A 12,743-nucleotide genomic window follows, 5' to 3' on the forward strand; every position below is an offset into this window, starting at 1 on the left:
AATGCGTCTTTTAGTATCGTATCGTTCTTATATCGCGCACTTGGCAAGTTGCGCAATGCGCGAGTAATCATGTTAACACGGAAAAATACCATGAAAATAGAGAATGCCAATCACATCCATGCAGCGCTAAGAGCGCAAGGGCTAACTAGCCGTGCCTGGGCTGTCTCTAAAGGCTTCAATCCGAGAACCGTTCAGGACTGCATCAAGATGTTTGCGCCCTGTAAACAGCGTAAACCAAAACGCGCTTTATCTCGCAAGATAATTGAAGAAATCAGCAAAACCATTGGCTGCGACTTATTGAGGGAAGAATATGAATAAAACATGGTTCAGCCCCCAAGAGCTTCTGCAATTACCTGGCATGCCCACAACCGTTCAGGGTATCAGGTTTAAAGCAAAGACAGAAAGCTGGGAGTCCAGAAAGAAAGAGGGTAGCAAAGGATTTGAATACCATCTTGGTAGCCTTCCTCCTATCACTCAGGCGCATCTTCGTCAGCAAGCCGTAAAAAATACGACAAGCCGAGAAGTCGCAGCAGCACGCCAATTGATAACAACGCCAGCAAGTCAGCTCGTTAAAAAAACGGATTTACAACAGCAATTTTTAACTCTGCCTAAAGCGAAGCAACAAGTTGCTATGGAGCGTCTGCAGTTACTCAATGACATGGCGAATTTCATCGCTCCCTTTGTTGAAGTCGGTCGCCGCACTGAAGGTGTCATGGTATTTGCTAAGCAGTGCAATCAATCAAAAGCCACCCTATATCGCTGGCAAAAAGCCTATGACGAAAAAGGATTAATGGGCCTGGTTGATACTCGGGGCGGTGCGCAAGTCAGCGTGATGGAAGAGCAAAAAAACCTGCAACAATTCTTAATTGCTTTAGTCACGGGCAAGCCGCATTTGCTCGAAAAATACAAAGTCCAACAGCAAGAAGCACAAAAGAAAGCCGCAGAACATGGCTGGATTGTCCCTTCAATTGGCTCAATCCGTCGTTGGATACGTCGCTGGCATAGCGACAACATCGCCGCGTTTACCGCGCTAACCAATCCCGATGCGTACAATAATTCGCACCGTCCACTCTACGGCACCATGTACCCATGGCTCAGTGGCCCTAATCAAGTTTGGGAGTTCGACAGCACACCAACGGATGTCATGCTCAATGCCCACGGCAAACTACGTCGTTATGCCGTTGTGGCAGCGGTTGATGTTTATACCCGCCGCCCCATGGTCTTAGTCACCCCAACTTCTAACGCCGAAGGCATCTGCCTATTACTGCGTCGCTGCCTAATCAACTGGGGCATGCTGGAAGCCGATGGGGTGGCGCGTACCGACAACGGTTCTGACTACGTCAGCTTAAGAGTAAGTGGCATTTTCGATATCTTAGGTATCGACCAATCCCGCACCCGTCCATTTAGTGGATGGGAAAAGCCCTTTATCGAGCGTTTCTTTGGCACATTAAGTCGCGCCCTATTTGAGTTATTGCCTGCTTATATTGGCCATAACGTCAGTGACCGTCAGCAAATCGAATCAGCAAAAACCTTTGCCCAACGTATCGGAGGCAAAAACAAGGCCGCCAATAAAGAAGAAGCCTTATCAGTTGCAATGACGCCAGAAGCACTGCAAAAGATGATCGATGACTGGATTCAATATGACTACATGCACCAGGTGCATGAAGGGTTTAAAGGCGCGTTAAAAGGTAAAACGCCCTTTACTGTCATGAGTGAAAGCACCTATGTCGCTAACCGTGTAGCTAATCCCCATGCACTCGACTTATTACTTAATCATGTCGGCGATGCCACGGTTATTCGCGGTAGCGTGAGTGCAGGCAATATCCGCTATACCGCCCCCGAACTCCAAGAAAGTATCTGGGACAGAAAGCGGGTTCGCGTATTCCTCGATCCATCCGATGTTGGCCGCGCCACTTTATATGCCCTAGATGATTGGCAGCAATGCGTCGATGCGGTGAATTTAGACCTGATTGGCCGCGATATCGATCCGGCAGCTTTCCGCAAAGCACGCAATGAAGACAAAAAAGTGCTAGCTAGTTTCCGCCGTGCATCAAGGGAGCTACAAGAAAAATTTGGCATCGATACCTTAGCTGCCGAAGGCTTGGCCAAAGCCGCAGCTGAGCGTGGCAGCTTAACCATTTTTACCCCTAAACCGAATACCACCGATAACCCTGCACTGGCGGCACTTGCACAAGCAAACGGCCAAGGCAGTAGTGAAAGTGATAAGCAACTCGCCAGCTTAAGCCACCAAGCTCAAGCCATTAGCGAGGTTGCCCAAAGAGTTAACCACAATCACGCCACAGTTATGCGTACCGAACATGAAAAAGCCGAAGAGTTAACGCTTGCAACGCTTGAGCGTGAGCTAAGTGAGCGTGAACAGCTATGGCTTAAAGAATACCGCCTCAAATACCGCATGTTTGCCGCAAGGCTCGACAGGCAATTAGAGGCTGTAAAAAAAGCCGTCAAGTAGGATTGGCGGCTTTTGGAAAGGACGAGGAAGTCCTATTTAACACTATGTATACCACCACGGAGTATAGATTATGAAACACAAAATTGTCGAAGTTAAAAATGTACTGGCATGCCTAGAACTGATGGAGAACCTACAGGGGCGCTCATCCATTACCCCAGGCATTGGTTTAATCCATGGTCCTTCAGGATTTGGTAAAACCACCACACTTTGCTGGCTTATCAACCAACTAGGGGCAATGAACGCCGTTTATGTGCGTTGCTATGCAACCGACACTCCATCCTCATTTCTCGCTCGAATTATGGAGGAGTTGGGCTCTGAAATACTTTATCCGATGCGTAAAAGCGTCGACTTTATTGTTGACCGTATGAATGAGCGCCAACTGCCACTGTTTATCGACGAAGCTGACCACATTGTTAGCCAAAACAAAATCATGGAAACCATTCGCGATCTCTATGACGCCACCGAACAACCTGTAGTGCTAGTCGGCATGGAAGAAATCGCCCGCCGTATCAGTCACCGCAAGCAGCTTTTCAACCGTGTGAGCGAGTGGGTGGAGTTCCAGCCAGCTGACTTATCCGACGTTCACAACTTTGCTACTGAGCTTTTAGATGACCGAGTTACCGTGGCCGATGATCTGTTGGAGCATATTCGCAAACGCAGCGGTGGTGAGGTACGCCGTATTCTAACTGCGCTAGAGAAGATTGAGCGCAGCGCAATCGCTAATGACATGGATATTGTCACCCTCGACAACTGGGGCGACCAGCCATTGTTTTTAGAATTTAGGCGTTAACCAAACCCACGCCACTTAGAGCAAATAAGGGTTAGGTCATTTTTAGGGATAGGTCATGACGAACAAAACCGAAATGGCATGGGCATGGGCCCAAGCTCAGAAGAGTTTCACCAGGGATGAGTTAGCAGCGGCCATCGAACTACCGCTTGATCAGTGCTCGAGCATTATTGAAGCACTTAAAAAACAAGGCTGTATAAAACCTACTGCATACCCTACACCAGAGCGATTCAAAGGGGGCTTTACCCCTAAGCGTTACAAACCATGCAAGCAGGCTGAATACAAACATCGTGGTTCTGGGCGGGCGCAGAAACACCGCGCAGGCACTGGGCAGCAGTGTGTTTGGCAATCTATGCGTTTGCTGCGCAACTTTACATACCCAGATCTGGTGGCCACGGCTGAAGTCAGTATGAGCACCGCCAGAGTTTATACCAACTTTCTTATCAAGTTTGGCTATGTGCGTATGGTTCGAGGTCGCTCAGACCATCTGCCAACTGCAGAGCGAGCAGGTGTTTATGCTGTATATCGCTTGCTTAAAGACACTGGTCCCATCGCACCGAAGCGTCGATATAAAGTGCTTTTCGACGCCAATTTAAACAAGGAGATCCACTATGAAGTGGCTTGAAGTGATGGCCGAACAGGTCGAACTGCATGGGCAAAGAGCGGTGGCGGAAAAGCTTAAAATTTCCCGCACCACCGTTAGCCAAGTTCTCAACCGCAAATATCCTGGCGATATGGATCGAATCCAAAAGCTAGTTGAAGGGGCATACATGAACCGCACAGTACATTGCCCTGTGCTGGGGGATATTCCCCTAAATGAGTGCCTTGATCACCAGCGCAATACCCGCACCACGGGCAGCCCTATTCGCATCAAGTTGTACCGCGCTTGTCGTTCAGGCTGTCCTAGCAGCAGTTTGGATAAGGCTCAGGTTTTTAGCTTGCAGTCTAGCCTCCAAGCACGCCGTAACGAATATGACGCCGAAGGAGCAATTCGTCGCCTACAACTGCAAGCTGGGGAGGATAAATCGGTACTGATTAACCTACTCAAAGATGAGCTTAAACACCTTGGAACCAAGTTTAATCGAGTGATGAAGGAACAAAGCTGATGAGACACCACAACCCAAAATTCGATGTGATTAGCGCCCTAAGACTGCGCGGTATGAAGGTAATCCACAGTAGCGTGAAGGTCGTGCAAATCGACAAGCCTACCGCCGATTTTCGCCGCATGGCAGTTGAGATTATCGAGAACATAAAAGGCATTCGCCGCCGCTGTATGGCGGTGCAATTTCATGGCGTTACAGTGCGCTGGAATGAGGACAAATAAGATGAACACACAAGTACAAACCCACAACCAAACCGCTATTCCGCAGGGCTACCGCAAAAACGCTTTAGGCGATTTGGTGCATGAAGATCGTATCAAGCCCGTGGACAAACTGCGCGATGAAGTCGTGCTGGCTATTGTCGGTTCAGCCAAAGAACTGCGTGAACAGATGCTTAATTTCAAACTGATGACGATGGCACAAATTGATGGCTTTGCCGAACTATCGGCCAGTGAATATGGCGTTAAGGTCGGTGGCAGTAAGGGCAATATTTTGCTTACTAGCTTTGATGGCAAGTACCAAGTGCGCCGTGCTGTAGGTGAGCACCGCGTATTTGATGAGCGCATTCAAACCGCTAAAACCTTGATTGATGACTGCATTAAAAGCTGGAGTGGTGGCGCGGATACTCGCTTGATGGCGATGGTTGAACATGCGTTTCGGGTAAATCAACAAGGTCGTATCGACGTTAACCAAGTGCTCAGTCTGCGTCAGCTGGATATCGACGATGCCAACTGGAAACGGGCCATGGACGCCATAGCCGACGCGATTCAAATCACAGGCACTAGCCAGTACCTGCGCCTATATGAGCGTCAGCCTAATGGCAAATACACCCAACTACCACTGGATATCAGCACCCTTTAGGGTGGGCAAGGAGCACATCATGACACTCAGTACACAATCGGGCATTCAACACCTATTCGATGACAACCAAGCCGCACTCGATCGGGTGGCGTTTCAATTACGCCAAGCGACCTTACTTGAAGCGAGCTTTGACAATCTGCGCAGCGAACTCAGTGGCCTAGCTTCTGAAAGGCCGCATTACTGCTTGATGATGTGCGCCGCTCTGCTCAATGCACTTAAGGAGTTAAGCAAAGAGTTTGCGGGCGAGCGCCGCGCTGTGATCGCCTTTTTTATGGAGAAGTCACTCAATAATTTAGAACTGCTAGAACCAAAGCCAGCAATGCGTTAACCCTGCGAAACCCGCTCCAGTCATTGGGGCGAGGTCTATCCAGCGTAGTGGCTGGGTACTGATGAGCAGCTAACAAAAAGAGCAAAGATGAATGACACCCTATGCTAAACGCTTACTCAAATATGCCATTGCGAACTGCCCAGTTAGGCCCGTTCGTAAGGGGAAAACTAAGGCAGAACTGCTCGCCGTTCGTGAGCTTTGGGCTGTTAACTTTTTAAATGCAGCAACACCGAATTGGCAGCAGCTTAAGAGTCAACCTAAAGCCATCAAGATAGTATCCAGTGCGACAACCGATGAGGATGACGAATGTTAGAAACTAATCAAAAAGCCCCTGTGCAGACTAATGCGCAGGCGCACCCAGTCGCTCAACACAAGAAGCGCCTTATCACCTTAATCAATGTGGCTAAGGGATCATTGCAGCTCGATGAAGCCATCTACCGCGCCATGCTGAAAAATGCCACGGGTAAAGATTCCTTGCGGGCAATGAACTTGCCAGAGCTTGAACAGGCGCTAGAAGTGTTTGAACAAAAGGGCTTTAAACCTACTGTAACCAACAATAAAACAGCGGTTAAACGCCGTTTAAGTCCTGCTGCGGGTAAAAGCAAATTGGCAAGCATAGATAAAATACGTGCCATTTGGATCACCATGGGCCACCACTTAGTTATCCAGGATAACAGTGAATCGGCGCTTGATGCCTATGTGCGTCGCATGACGCTACGCAGCCACATTGCTAATAACCAAACCCAAGGCGTGGATGCCACCCCATGGATGACAGAACCGCAAGCCTACAAGGTGCTTGAAAGCCTGAAAAACTGGCACAAGCGGGTGTTGATTGAGCGCATTATTGCCCGTGGTGAACGGCTAAAGATGAATGAAGCAGGTACACGTCCCGCAAACTATGAAGTGATCGTCGCGCAATACGAGGGGCATGGACATGAGTAAGCACATCCTAAACGCGGTTAGCATTTCCGAAAACCAGTTGGATTTATTGTCCACCAGCGCCGCCGAGCTGGAACAAGCCCTCGAAACCTTAGCCACGCTTAAGCCCGATGAACGTGAGGACTTCATCCGCCGCTGGCCCTCAACTCTACAAAGCTTGTGCGATGTGATGCGCCAAACCCTAAAGCAATACGATATTGATAACGCGGATAATGTCAGCGAAGCCTTAGCCACCAGCCTAAGCGCCTATCTCGGTGGGCGCGATATCTACATCCCCAATGGCGAACGCCTTAAGGATGCGCTGCGGGATATCCGCATTTGGCGCGAGTTTAAGGGAAATAACCTAGAGCAGTTAAGCCGTGACTATGGACTCACCGAACGCCGGATCAGTCAGATAGTCGCGGAGCAAAGGGCTGCGTTTGTGGCAAGGAAGCAGAGGAGGTTGTTTTGATAGCTGAATCTGTAACTTACATTGAGCTTTTTACGTGTTTTTAGTACCATAGAGCTAATAATAAAGAATGTTAAATTGTTAATTTCTTTGAAGGGACTCTAAGGGGCTTTAGATGGCTAATATAAAAAAAATAAATATTAATAACTTGTTGCTAGATATTGGGAATCCCCGTTTCCCAAATGAGGTTGAGACCCAACGCGAAGCAATATCAACAATGTTAAATCTGCCAAGAATGTCTGTTCAAATTATGAAGTTAGCAAAGGATATTGCGGAAAATGGATTAGATCCTTCAGAGAATTTAATTGTTTATGAAAGCGAAGATGAACCTGGATTTTATGTTGTAGCAGAAGGTAATCGTCGTTTAACAGTTCTCAAATTATTAGCCAACCCTGAAATTGCTCCTGACGATAAATTTGTTAGTCAATTCAAGAAGTTAAAGCAAATATCGAAAAAAACAATCGTATCAGTCGATTGCCACGTTGATGAAGATAGTACTTATGAACGTTGGGTTGAACTTAAACATACTGGGCAAAATGAGGGGGTTAGTCGTGTCGGATGGACGACATTAGAGCAGGAAAATTATACGGCCAAACATGGTAAGCAATCACAACAACTTCAGATTTTTAAGTTTATTGAAGCTCAACAGGATGGTTTTGAAGATATTATTAAACGAAAAACCGACCTAAAACTTACAAACATCGCTCGTATATTTGGCGATTCTAAAGTTAAGAAAGCATTTGCCCTGAAATTGATTGATGGTTATTTATACTGCGAACAACCTTTTTCGCATTTCCGAAGTTGTTTAAAAATCGTTTTGGACGCAATGCTCGAAAAAGATCCTGATGGGAAAGGAATGTTTACTGTCAATAGAATTAGAAGTTCTGATGATAGAATTGCTTTTGTTCATGAACTTGGTATTGCTCCGTCAAGTACGATACTTGAAAAACCATGGAAAGTTATTGATTCAACAATGTATTCGGATTCTATTGTTTTTTCATCAGGAGATGATAAAACTAAAATTGAGTCAACATCAGGAAATGACGATGGATCTTCTAATGATGTAACTAACCATGTTCGAGGACAGGATAATGTTGAGAAGACCACGAATGGTGAGGGTAATGATGAAGCTTCAGGTAATCCTTCGGATAAACCTTCTAACAAATCTAAACCGATAGCAAAACATGATCGAGATTCCTTAATTCCTGCGAATGTTAAGTTGGAGTTTCATGGAAATAAAAAATGTTCGAGGGTGTTTGTTGAACTTAAATCTCATTTAACTTACAAGCATACGATTAACTCTGTTTCAATAATGTTGAGAGTTTTCATTGAACTAAGCGTAGCGTCTTATATAGACCGTAAAGGCTTAAAATTTAAAGATGCAACAAGAACACCAGGATTACATGATAAGGTGATTATGTGTTGTGAAAGTTTACGGGACGATGGACACGCGTTGTCGCAAAAGCAAGTTTCTGCAATTTTAGCGTATTCTAAATCGACGACAAATGCTAAAGGCACATTACATCAGTATGTACACAACGATTATCTGATGCCGAACAAAAATGTTCTAAATGCAGACTGGGATAATTTCGAGCCACTTTTATCTGCAATTTGGTCATAAAATGAGTGAAGCAATGACTAACTCAAATTCGAGTATGAGGTTTTTATGCGGTTTTATACTCCACTGAGATACCCTGGTGGAAAAGGTAAGTTAGCTTATTATCTTAAAGAAGTTATTAAAGAAAATTCTCTTCATGATAAGAGTTATATTGAACCTTATGCTGGAGGTGCTGCAGTTGCACTAGAGTTATTGATGCAGGAATATGTGCGAACTATTCATATCAATGATATTGATCCTGCTATATATGGATTTTGGCATTCAGTTATCAACAACACCGATGAGTTATGTAAATTAATTTCAGATTGTCCAGTAAATATGGATATATGGAATACTCAGAAATTGATACTTGCTAATTCAGAGAATCATTCAAAATTAGAGTTAGGTTTTGCAGCATTTTTTTTAAATAGAACAAATCGTTCTGGAATATTGAAAGCTGGAGTGATTGGGGGTAAGGAGCAGACAGGTAACTGGAAGATAGACGCACGTTTTAATAAATCTGATTTAATTGATAGAATTCAATCTATTGCAAACTATCGTAGCAGGATTTTTATACACAACGACGATACAGTAAAATTGTTGAAGAAACTACCACAAGAGCTCTTGACTGATTCATTACTATATCTTGACCCTCCTTATTATGTTAAGGGGCAAGGTTTATATAGAAACTTTTATAGTCATGATGATCATGTACTAGTAAAAGAAACTATAAGTAATTCAAAAGCAAAAAATTGGCTAGTATCTTACGATAATGCAGATGAGATTAAACAGATTTATAACGAATTTAGAATTATGGAATATTCACTACAGTATACTGCCCAGGATAAAAAAGTTGGTGGCGAAGTAATGATTTTTTCAGATAGCATCAAAATACCTGATCTGGTAATCGGTAAGAAAAGCAGTATGTTAGAGCAAGCTGCTTAATAATCCCGAAACCTTTCCAATCCGCTCCAAACCCTTAAGCCGAGACAATGAACCTATGTTCACTGTCTCGGTTTTTTTATGGCCTTTGTCACCCACAATACTTCTCGTAAATGCCAGAGTCGCAGCGGCGTTAACAGTATGCCGATTGCAAATGCGCAGCCCAAACGCATTCAAAGCCGAGTCTATCGTCAGTGCGCTAAGGACGGTTTTAATGCCCGCATCAAGGCGGAGTTAGCAGGCGATGTGCCCGCCACCGTACCCGTGTATAGCCACAGTCTCACTCGTCAAAGCTACTTTGAACAAGGCTGGCATGCCGTCACTCACCTCCATGTTTTAAAAGCGCGTGAGCAACATAAGGCACAAGCTATGGCGGTGCCAAATGAACAGTAAACTCAAGGCGATTTTACTGGCCGTAGGCTTAAGTTCGGCGGCCATCACGGGCGCACAGCTTACCGATAAATGGGAAGGCAATAGCCTGAGCGTCTATGTCGATGCAGTGGGTGTACTGACCGCCTGTCGTGGCCATACGAGCAAAGACTTAAAGCTTGGGCAAACCTTTACCGAGCAGCAATGCATGGAGATTTTTGCCAAGGATATCGCTCGCGCTGACAAGCAGTTGCTGCAACTCACGGCCCCTGTAGCACTTACTGATGGCGAGCATGCGGCCTATCTGTCGTTTATGCATTGGGCGGGCTATGGCAATTTTGCCAGCTCAACCCTGCGTAAAAAGCTGCTTGTAGGGGATCGTGTGGGTGCCTGCAAGGAGCTAACGCAGGCCTGTTCCACCAATCCTCAAACGGGTGAACGCATCTGCAATGGTTGGACCTATGGCACCCGCCTAGGTGTCAAGGTGCGTCTGAATGGGCTGATTAAACGCCGCGCCGAAGAGCAAGCCATTTGCTTAAGCGAACTGGGCCTCTCGCAATCAAAGGGGGGGCGCAATGAATCCCTCACAAATCATTAGCACTGTGCAGTGGCTATTTTTGTCACTGGCATTAGTCACCATTGGGCTGATGTACCACCAACAGCAGAGCACTAAGAGCCAGCTCACCCAAGCGTTAACTGACAATGCTGCCCTAAAACAGAGTGCAGACACGCTAGCGGTATGGCTACAAGACGCCAACGTTGAACGCATTGCCCTAAAAGACGAAGGCGAAACCCTCGCCCTGCAGGTGCAAACCGTCGAACAGCAAAAGGCCGCGTTAGCTACCCGTAATCAAGACCTTAACCACCAACTGACCCAGCTACTTGAGGACGCCCAGGATGAACAAACACAAGCATGGCGTGTGGCTAGCGTGCCTAACAATGTTGTGCGCGTGTACGACAACGCCGCCCGCTGTGCGTTACGTGCCCACTTACAAGACAGCGTATGTGTTGCCGCCCGAAGCACTGATGCGCGAGTGCAACGTCACTCAGGTATCGCCACAGGTATTGCAGTGCCTGCAAACCCAGAAGGAACAGTGCCTATCCAACCCAAAGTCAGCGGGGCTAATGCTCTCGCTACTCACTGACCTTGGGCAATGCAACCTCGACTGGCAAGCCCTGCACGATTGGCGGCAACGTCATCAAACTGACCACACAAAATAAGGAACCCCATGGACGAAACCGATTGGGCTAGCAATATGGAAACCCGCGAGCGAGCTGCCTGTGTTGATGCAGTTCGGGATGCCGCCAGGCACAAACAACACCGCCAAGGCAATGGCATCTGTATTGATTGCTTAGAGCCAAATGAGCCACAGCGGCTTAACGAGTTGCGCTGTATTAGTTGCCAACAGGATGAAGATAAGCGCCAGAAGATGCGCTATGGGAAGCGTTTATGATCGAATCGCTATTTGAATATTTCGGTAAATATTGGGGCTTCATTGGCAGCGTCATTAGCGTTTTCTGTGCACTGCTGATGGCGTGGTTTAGCACGCGATTTACCCCACGGATTGAGCATGAAAAGGTGATCCAAAAGGTGGCTGAAATCGACAAGCGCCTAAGCGAAACTGAAATGCAATTGGATTACATGCCGACCCGTGACGAACTGCATGCACTCGATAAAACCCTCACAGGTTTAGGTGAGCGCTTTGGCGCAATGGAACAAGGCATTAGGCGCTTAGAAACCAAGACCGACATGCTACTCGAAAACGAACTTAAAGGAGGCCATTAATGGCGATGCAGCAAATTATCAATGAGCACCAACGCCTTGTGGTGCTTCGATTACTGACCGAGGCGGGAGCCTTCGCACTCAATGAGTCCATCTTACAAGATGGTTTAAATGCCTACGGCCTCGAGATTAGCCGCGATGCCTTGCTGGTGCAGCTCGCTTGGCTTAACGAGCAAGGGCTGATTAAAACCGAGTTAGTGGGCAAAGTGACCACGGCAACGCTAACAGGTCGCGGCCAAGATGTGGCGACAGGCCGCGCGGTTGTGCCAGGGGTTAAACGTCCACGGGCGGGAGAGTAGCCATGGCAAGAGCAATCCTAAATCGTGGTGAGCTTGCAGGCATCCGCTTAGTGGCGGATTTGTTTGTGATCCGTGAACTCGAAAAGAACGTGCTTGCTAAAAACGAGCACGTTAAGCCGCACATCAAAGCGCTAGACCAGCGCCTTAAAAAGGCAGTTCCCAAGGTGTTTGCGGCAGAAGCCGAACTACAGAAGCAAGTCCACTTAGTTCGTGCGCAGTGGCTGCGAGAATGGGAGGGGTTAGACGATGGCGAGTGAAACCCGAGGCCGACGATCTAAGGTGGATTTACTGCCTGATCCTATCCGCAAAAAGCTCGATGCGGGGCTGCGTAATGGCTCGATTCAGCAGATTGATTTGCTCGATGAAATCAATGCGCTGATTAAAGCCGCAGGGCTACCAGAAGAACAGCAGCTTTCCCGCGCAGGCATTAACCGCTATGCCACCAAGATGGAGGCTGTGGGTGAATCCCTGCGCGAAATGCGTGAGATCACCCAAGTGTGGACGGCAGAGCTGGGCGATAAACCCACAGGTGAAGTCACTAAACTCATCCTCGAAATGGCGCGTTCGCAGCTGTTTAAAGCCCTATTAAACCAAGATGAAACGGGGGAAGGTGCCGACGTTGGCATGATTAAAGATGCCATGTTAGCGGTGCAGCGTTTGGAGTCTGCTGCCATGGCCAGCCATAAGCGCGAGAAAGAGATCCGCACTGCGTTCGCGGCCGAAGCGGCTAATGCTGCCGAGAAGGTGGCGAAAACCGCTGGCTTAACCAGTGATGCCGTTGCTTTGCTTAAACGTGAAATCTTGGGGATTGCATGATGAG

Annotated in this window: 21 protein-coding genes and 1 other RNA gene; all 22 read left to right on the forward strand. The window is 47.1% G+C overall.

Going from position 1 to position 12,743, the window contains the following annotated elements; genetic code table 11:
- Positions 1 to 90 precede the first annotated feature (90 nt).
- The 22 genes from HUB64_RS18640 (at position 91) to HUB64_RS18745 (ending at position 12,739) form a co-directional block, all read left to right on the forward strand.
- Positions 91 to 318, forward strand: coding sequence for a hypothetical protein (locus tag HUB64_RS18640; protein ID WP_173497578.1), 228 nt, complete (start codon positions 91 to 93; stop codon positions 316 to 318).
- Positions 311 to 2,470, forward strand: a complete 2,160-nt coding sequence (locus tag HUB64_RS18645) for a DNA-binding protein (protein ID WP_173497579.1) — start codon at positions 311 to 313, stop codon at positions 2,468 to 2,470. Before HUB64_RS18640 ends, HUB64_RS18645 begins: the two co-directional genes overlap by 8 nt.
- 70 nt (positions 2,471 to 2,540) lie before the next feature.
- Positions 2,541 to 3,260, forward strand: coding sequence for an AAA family ATPase (locus tag HUB64_RS18650; RefSeq protein ID WP_173497580.1), 720 nt, complete (start codon positions 2,541 to 2,543; stop codon positions 3,258 to 3,260).
- A gap of 55 nt (positions 3,261 to 3,315) precedes the next feature.
- A complete protein-coding gene (locus HUB64_RS18655; protein ID WP_173497581.1) occupies positions 3,316 to 3,882 on the forward strand; it encodes a hypothetical protein in 567 nt (188 codons plus the stop codon).
- A complete protein-coding gene (locus HUB64_RS18660) occupies positions 3,869 to 4,363 on the forward strand; it encodes a helix-turn-helix transcriptional regulator (protein WP_173497582.1) in 495 nt (164 codons plus the stop codon). The genes HUB64_RS18655 and HUB64_RS18660 overlap by 14 nt, the downstream gene beginning before the upstream one ends.
- The gene (locus HUB64_RS18665; RefSeq protein ID WP_173497583.1) at positions 4,363 to 4,581 is read left to right on the forward strand and encodes a hypothetical protein; all 219 of its coding nucleotides are present in this window, start codon (positions 4,363 to 4,365) and stop codon (positions 4,579 to 4,581) included. The genes HUB64_RS18660 and HUB64_RS18665 overlap by 1 nt, the downstream gene beginning before the upstream one ends.
- Before the next feature lies 1 nt (position 4,582).
- A complete protein-coding gene (locus tag HUB64_RS18670; RefSeq protein WP_173497584.1) occupies positions 4,583 to 5,218 on the forward strand; it encodes a DUF3164 family protein in 636 nt (211 codons plus the stop codon).
- A gap of 19 nt (positions 5,219 to 5,237) precedes the next feature.
- The gene (locus HUB64_RS18675; RefSeq protein WP_173497585.1) at positions 5,238 to 5,546 is read left to right on the forward strand and encodes a hypothetical protein; all 309 of its coding nucleotides are present in this window, start codon (positions 5,238 to 5,240) and stop codon (positions 5,544 to 5,546) included.
- A gap of 2 nt (positions 5,547 to 5,548) precedes the next feature.
- Positions 5,549 to 5,621, forward strand: an RNA gene (locus tag HUB64_RS18680) — hammerhead ribozyme type II.
- A 16-nt stretch (positions 5,622 to 5,637) separates the two neighbouring features.
- Positions 5,638 to 5,859, forward strand: coding sequence for a hypothetical protein (locus tag HUB64_RS18685; RefSeq protein ID WP_173497586.1), 222 nt, complete (start codon positions 5,638 to 5,640; stop codon positions 5,857 to 5,859).
- Positions 5,853 to 6,488, forward strand: a complete 636-nt coding sequence (locus tag HUB64_RS18690) for a gp16 family protein (protein ID WP_173497587.1) — start codon at positions 5,853 to 5,855, stop codon at positions 6,486 to 6,488. Before HUB64_RS18685 ends, HUB64_RS18690 begins: the two co-directional genes overlap by 7 nt.
- On the forward strand, positions 6,481 to 6,936 hold the full coding sequence (locus tag HUB64_RS18695; protein ID WP_173497588.1) for a Mor transcription activator family protein: 456 nt from the start codon (positions 6,481 to 6,483) through the stop codon (positions 6,934 to 6,936). Before HUB64_RS18690 ends, HUB64_RS18695 begins: the two co-directional genes overlap by 8 nt.
- A 112-nt stretch (positions 6,937 to 7,048) precedes the next feature.
- Positions 7,049 to 8,554 carry a hypothetical protein gene (locus tag HUB64_RS18700; protein WP_173497589.1) on the forward strand — a complete coding sequence of 502 codons (1,506 nt, stop codon included), beginning with the start codon at positions 7,049 to 7,051 and terminating at the stop codon, positions 8,552 to 8,554.
- Positions 8,555 to 8,599: 45 nt separating this feature from the next.
- Entirely contained in the window at positions 8,600 to 9,475 is an 876-nt protein-coding gene (locus HUB64_RS18705) for a DNA adenine methylase (protein ID WP_173497590.1), read from the forward strand.
- 78 nt (positions 9,476 to 9,553) lie between these two features.
- Positions 9,554 to 9,865: a hypothetical protein gene (locus HUB64_RS18710; protein WP_173497591.1), complete on the forward strand. Its 312-nt coding sequence runs from the start codon at positions 9,554 to 9,556 to the stop codon at positions 9,863 to 9,865.
- The gene (locus HUB64_RS18715; RefSeq protein WP_173497592.1) at positions 9,855 to 10,439 is read left to right on the forward strand and encodes a lysozyme; all 585 of its coding nucleotides are present in this window, start codon (positions 9,855 to 9,857) and stop codon (positions 10,437 to 10,439) included. Before HUB64_RS18710 ends, HUB64_RS18715 begins: the two co-directional genes overlap by 11 nt.
- Positions 10,417 to 10,986 carry a hypothetical protein gene (locus tag HUB64_RS18720; protein ID WP_173497593.1) on the forward strand — a complete coding sequence of 190 codons (570 nt, stop codon included), beginning with the start codon at positions 10,417 to 10,419 and terminating at the stop codon, positions 10,984 to 10,986. The genes HUB64_RS18715 and HUB64_RS18720 overlap by 23 nt, the downstream gene beginning before the upstream one ends.
- An 84-nt stretch (positions 10,987 to 11,070) precedes the next feature.
- Positions 11,071 to 11,295 carry a hypothetical protein gene (locus tag HUB64_RS18725; RefSeq protein WP_173497594.1) on the forward strand — a complete coding sequence of 75 codons (225 nt, stop codon included), beginning with the start codon at positions 11,071 to 11,073 and terminating at the stop codon, positions 11,293 to 11,295.
- Positions 11,292 to 11,627 carry a DUF2730 domain-containing protein gene (locus HUB64_RS18730; protein ID WP_173497595.1) on the forward strand — a complete coding sequence of 112 codons (336 nt, stop codon included), beginning with the start codon at positions 11,292 to 11,294 and terminating at the stop codon, positions 11,625 to 11,627. The genes HUB64_RS18725 and HUB64_RS18730 overlap by 4 nt, the downstream gene beginning before the upstream one ends.
- Positions 11,627 to 11,923, forward strand: coding sequence for an ArsR family transcriptional regulator (locus HUB64_RS18735; protein ID WP_173497596.1), 297 nt, complete (start codon positions 11,627 to 11,629; stop codon positions 11,921 to 11,923). The genes HUB64_RS18730 and HUB64_RS18735 overlap by 1 nt, the downstream gene beginning before the upstream one ends.
- A 2-nt stretch (positions 11,924 to 11,925) precedes the next feature.
- Positions 11,926 to 12,180: a hypothetical protein gene (locus HUB64_RS18740; protein ID WP_173497597.1), complete on the forward strand. Its 255-nt coding sequence runs from the start codon at positions 11,926 to 11,928 to the stop codon at positions 12,178 to 12,180.
- Entirely contained in the window at positions 12,170 to 12,739 is a 570-nt protein-coding gene (locus HUB64_RS18745; protein WP_173497598.1) for a DUF3486 family protein, read from the forward strand. Before HUB64_RS18740 ends, HUB64_RS18745 begins: the two co-directional genes overlap by 11 nt.
- Positions 12,740 to 12,743 lie beyond the last annotated feature (4 nt).

The sequence above is a fragment of the Shewanella sp. ISTPL2 genome (assembly GCF_013283205.1).
GTDB classification, from domain to species: domain Bacteria; phylum Pseudomonadota; class Gammaproteobacteria; order Enterobacterales; family Shewanellaceae; genus Shewanella; species Shewanella oncorhynchi.

Bases quoted from the DNA above. Each gene is read 5' to 3' on its own strand.
- HUB64_RS18740 (WP_173497597.1), top strand. From the start codon at position 11,926: ATGGCAAGAGCAATCCTAAATCGTGGTGAGCTTGCAGGCATCCGCTTA.
- HUB64_RS18665 (WP_173497583.1), top strand. From the start codon at position 4,363: ATGAGACACCACAACCCAAAATTCGATGTGATTAGCGCCCTAAGACTG.
- HUB64_RS18645 (WP_173497579.1), top strand. From the start codon at position 311: ATGAATAAAACATGGTTCAGCCCCCAAGAGCTTCTGCAATTACCTGGC.
- HUB64_RS18705 (WP_173497590.1), top strand. From the start codon at position 8,600: ATGCGGTTTTATACTCCACTGAGATACCCTGGTGGAAAAGGTAAGTTA.
- HUB64_RS18700 (WP_173497589.1), top strand. From the start codon at position 7,049: ATGGCTAATATAAAAAAAATAAATATTAATAACTTGTTGCTAGATATT.
- HUB64_RS18655 (WP_173497581.1), top strand. From the start codon at position 3,316: ATGACGAACAAAACCGAAATGGCATGGGCATGGGCCCAAGCTCAGAAG.
- HUB64_RS18715 (WP_173497592.1), top strand. From the start codon at position 9,855: ATGAACAGTAAACTCAAGGCGATTTTACTGGCCGTAGGCTTAAGTTCG.
- HUB64_RS18710 (WP_173497591.1), top strand. From the start codon at position 9,554: ATGGCCTTTGTCACCCACAATACTTCTCGTAAATGCCAGAGTCGCAGC.
- HUB64_RS18675 (WP_173497585.1), top strand. From the start codon at position 5,238: ATGACACTCAGTACACAATCGGGCATTCAACACCTATTCGATGACAAC.
- HUB64_RS18660 (WP_173497582.1), top strand. From the start codon at position 3,869: ATGAAGTGGCTTGAAGTGATGGCCGAACAGGTCGAACTGCATGGGCAA.
- HUB64_RS18650 (WP_173497580.1), top strand. From the start codon at position 2,541: ATGAAACACAAAATTGTCGAAGTTAAAAATGTACTGGCATGCCTAGAA.
- HUB64_RS18685 (WP_173497586.1), top strand. From the start codon at position 5,638: ATGACACCCTATGCTAAACGCTTACTCAAATATGCCATTGCGAACTGC.
- HUB64_RS18745 (WP_173497598.1), top strand. From the start codon at position 12,170: ATGGCGAGTGAAACCCGAGGCCGACGATCTAAGGTGGATTTACTGCCT.
- HUB64_RS18735 (WP_173497596.1), top strand. From the start codon at position 11,627: ATGGCGATGCAGCAAATTATCAATGAGCACCAACGCCTTGTGGTGCTT.
- HUB64_RS18640 (WP_173497578.1), top strand. From the start codon at position 91: ATGAAAATAGAGAATGCCAATCACATCCATGCAGCGCTAAGAGCGCAA.
- HUB64_RS18695 (WP_173497588.1), top strand. From the start codon at position 6,481: ATGAGTAAGCACATCCTAAACGCGGTTAGCATTTCCGAAAACCAGTTG.
- HUB64_RS18690 (WP_173497587.1), top strand. From the start codon at position 5,853: ATGTTAGAAACTAATCAAAAAGCCCCTGTGCAGACTAATGCGCAGGCG.
- HUB64_RS18720 (WP_173497593.1), top strand. From the start codon at position 10,417: ATGAATCCCTCACAAATCATTAGCACTGTGCAGTGGCTATTTTTGTCA.
- HUB64_RS18730 (WP_173497595.1), top strand. From the start codon at position 11,292: ATGATCGAATCGCTATTTGAATATTTCGGTAAATATTGGGGCTTCATT.
- HUB64_RS18725 (WP_173497594.1), top strand. From the start codon at position 11,071: ATGGACGAAACCGATTGGGCTAGCAATATGGAAACCCGCGAGCGAGCT.
- HUB64_RS18670 (WP_173497584.1), top strand. From the start codon at position 4,583: ATGAACACACAAGTACAAACCCACAACCAAACCGCTATTCCGCAGGGC.